Source organism: Gammaproteobacteria bacterium (assembly GCA_003696665.1).
Lineage (GTDB): Bacteria > Pseudomonadota > Gammaproteobacteria > Enterobacterales.
Genome location: RFGJ01000500.1, coordinates 1 through 2,702, shown reverse-complemented (window position 1 = coordinate 2,702; position 2,702 = coordinate 1). Strand labels below are relative to the sequence as shown.

5 protein-coding genes are annotated in these 2,702 nt (G+C 48.2%); 1 reads left to right on the top strand and 4 read right to left on the bottom strand.

Annotated features, from left to right (window positions below):
• From D6694_12195 to D6694_12180, 4 genes are all read right to left on the bottom strand, one after another.
• Window positions 1–437, bottom strand: a 437-nt coding sequence (locus tag D6694_12195; protein RMH38579.1) for a PspC domain-containing protein, incomplete at its 3' end; no start/stop codon positions are given.
• Window positions 349–588, bottom strand: a complete 240-nt coding sequence (gene pspB, locus D6694_12190) for an envelope stress response membrane protein PspB (protein ID RMH38578.1) — start codon at window positions 586–588, stop codon at window positions 349–351. The genes D6694_12195 and pspB, both read right to left, overlap by 89 nt.
• Before the next feature lie 24 nt (window positions 589–612).
• Window positions 613–1,299 carry a phage shock protein PspA gene (gene pspA, locus D6694_12185; protein RMH38577.1) on the bottom strand — a complete coding sequence of 229 codons (687 nt, stop codon included), beginning with the start codon at window positions 1,297–1,299 and terminating at the stop codon, window positions 613–615.
• Window positions 1,300–1,328: 29 nt separating this feature from the next.
• The gene (locus tag D6694_12180) at window positions 1,329–1,559 is read right to left on the bottom strand and encodes a hypothetical protein (GenBank protein RMH38576.1); all 231 of its coding nucleotides are present in this window, start codon (window positions 1,557–1,559) and stop codon (window positions 1,329–1,331) included.
• Window positions 1,560–1,722: 163 nt separating this feature from the next.
• On the opposite strand from D6694_12180, the gene pspF reads away from it, so the two are divergent.
• Window positions 1,723–2,702, top strand: a 980-nt coding sequence (gene pspF, locus D6694_12175) for a phage shock protein operon transcriptional activator (protein RMH38575.1), incomplete at its 3' end; no start/stop codon positions are given.

Below are 2,702 nucleotides of genomic sequence, written 5' to 3'. Positions count from 1 at the left end.
GCTAGGCGATTATCAAGCATCTCCAACGTTGCCCGTGGCCCCCAATGACGCGACCACACTTCCTTAACGGTTGGTTCTACATGAAGCGCACCATCGCCATTTTGGGCATCACAAGCCCCTGTGACATCAAAACCGACTCCCCCTGTCCTACCCGACTGTGCCTCAGGTGCCACATCCATCGCCCACACTGCTAAAAAGTAGGCAAGCACCGCTGTGCCACCTGAGAACAGCAAGAAGCTTAAGGCAATGATGCGCACCACCCAAGTTTCCAATCCGAGGTAACGCGCGATCCCAGCACACACACCGGCGATTTTCCCTTCATCTGGTAACCGGTAGAGTCGTCGACGTTCAACGCTCATAGTGCTGCCTCCATTCCGGTACCTCGGCGTCAAGAATTTTCTCCAAGTTTTGGATGCGCGCTTCCATGGTCTTGACATGTGACTCCAATCGCTGGATGAGTTGGTAATCCGCTTCGGTAAAACCCGCTGACTTACGCGCCTTGGTGCGATAGTGCATAATGACCCAGATCGGCGCAACAAAGATCATAAATACAATCAAAGGCACGAAAAACAACGTTGTCGGGTCCATCAGTCAGTTCTCCCCATCGCAACATTACTTGTTCGAATCTGAATGTTTGTCATGACCTTTTACTCTTTGTTTCAGCTGTGCCAGCTCTTCTTCCAACATATCCTCAGCTTCAAGGCTTGCGAATTCATCTTTCAAGCTGCGCGCTCGCCCAATGTCCTGCGCTTCAATTGTCGCATCTAAGGTGTCCAACTTTTGTTCAAAACGTTCAAAACGTTGCCAAAGTTTATCACGGTTATCATTCGCCAACTTTTCGCGTACGCGGATACGATTACTAGATGTTTGATGACGCATCAGTAGCGCTTCTTGCCGAGCGCGTGTTTCATCCAACTTCTTTTGAAGTGCCGAAATTTCTTCGGTCAATCGGCTTAGCGCCTCATCCAATTGCGCAAGTTCTCGCTGCAAAACTTCTTTATCTTGCAGGCATTGGCGTTTTTCCAACAGCGCCGCCTTCGCAAGATCTTCACGTCCCTTACGCACCGCGAGCTCAGCTTTGGCTTCCCATGATGCGGCTTCCTCTTCCAAGTAACGACATTTTCGTTCAAGTTGCTTCTTTTCCGCAATCGTCCGCGCTGATTCTGCACGCACTTCCACCAAAGTGTCTTCCATTTCCTGAATAATCAGCCGAATCATTTTCTTCGGATCTTCGGCTTTATCCAACAACGCATTGATGTTGGCATTAATGATGTCAGTAAAACGAGAAAAAATGCCCATTTCAATACCTCCTACTTTCTCTTGAGTGTTTAACGTGAATGCTTGGGTAACGTTTGCTGTTTTCTTTCTTTCAGCCAGTAGCGCAGGGCATGGGCTGACAAACTCGTATGTGTGGCCATGTTCCTTGTCAATTGTGCCCGCAAGGTATGTGACTTCTCCATTTCATACGCCGAAGCCAACGCCAATAGGCATCCAACCAACAATAAAGTGACCGCCACAGTGATTCTCCGTTTCGAAATTCGATCAGACATTGCGACCATCCCTTCTCTGTTTCATTCACTTCTGTCCTTGACTATTCCAGAATCGTGCCAGCTTAATAAATAGAGACATTTTCTTTGTTTTCATACTGTTAGCGTTTTCTCCTTGTGACCCCAATATTATGCATGGTATAAAAGACCAAACTAAGGCAATTTTCACCAACTTATGTCGCGCACGGAACAAGAGTCGTTGATTGGAGAAAGCCCTGCCTTTCTCAATTGTCTGGAGCAGGCTTCCCGAATTGCACAAATCGACCGGCCTGTCTTGGTTGTCGGGGAACGCGGGACGGGTAAAGAATTAATCGCCGCGCGTATTCATTATTTGTCGCATCGTTGGGATGGGCCTTTTGTCAAACTCAATTGTGCGGCAATCAATGAAAATTTGCTCGAATCGGAATTATTTGGTCATGAAAGCGGGGCATTTACAGGCGCACAAAAGCGGCACGTTGGCCGTTTCGAAAGGGCCCATGGCGGAACGCTTTTTCTGGACGAACTGGCGACATCGACGTCGGCAGTACAAGAAAAACTGCTCAGAGTCATTGAATATGGCGAGTTTGAACGCGTTGGTGGCAAAGAGGTCATCCAAGTCAATGTACGAGTCATCGCCGCCACCAACGAAGACTTGCCCTCGCTGGTCGAACAAGGTCGTTTTCGGGCGGATCTTTTAGACCGACTTGCCTTCGAAGTCATTACACTTCCACCGCTTCGCCATCGGCAAGAAGACATTCCACTGTTGGCAAACCATTTTGCTGAAAAACTATGCAAGGACCTTGATTTGGGCGAGTTCGCAGGGTTCTCGAATCGCGCCATGAAGACACTGTGCGGCTACCATTGGCCAGGAAATGTTCGGGAACTAAAAAATGTCGTGGAACGCGCAGTTTTCCAAAATTTATCAGAGCGCAAGATTGATTCCATTGTCCTGAATCCATTCGACTCTCCGTATCGCCCACAAACCGAAAATACAACAGCGAAACAGGAGATTCGGTTCCCTCTGTCTTTAAAAACCCACATTGAGCATGAAGAAGTGCGACTTGTCAAAGCTGCACTGGCAGCCGCGCAATACAACCAGAAAAAGGCCGCCGAATTGCTTTCACTGACCTATGATCAGTTGCGTGGCTACATAAGAAAGTACAAGATTCTTCAATC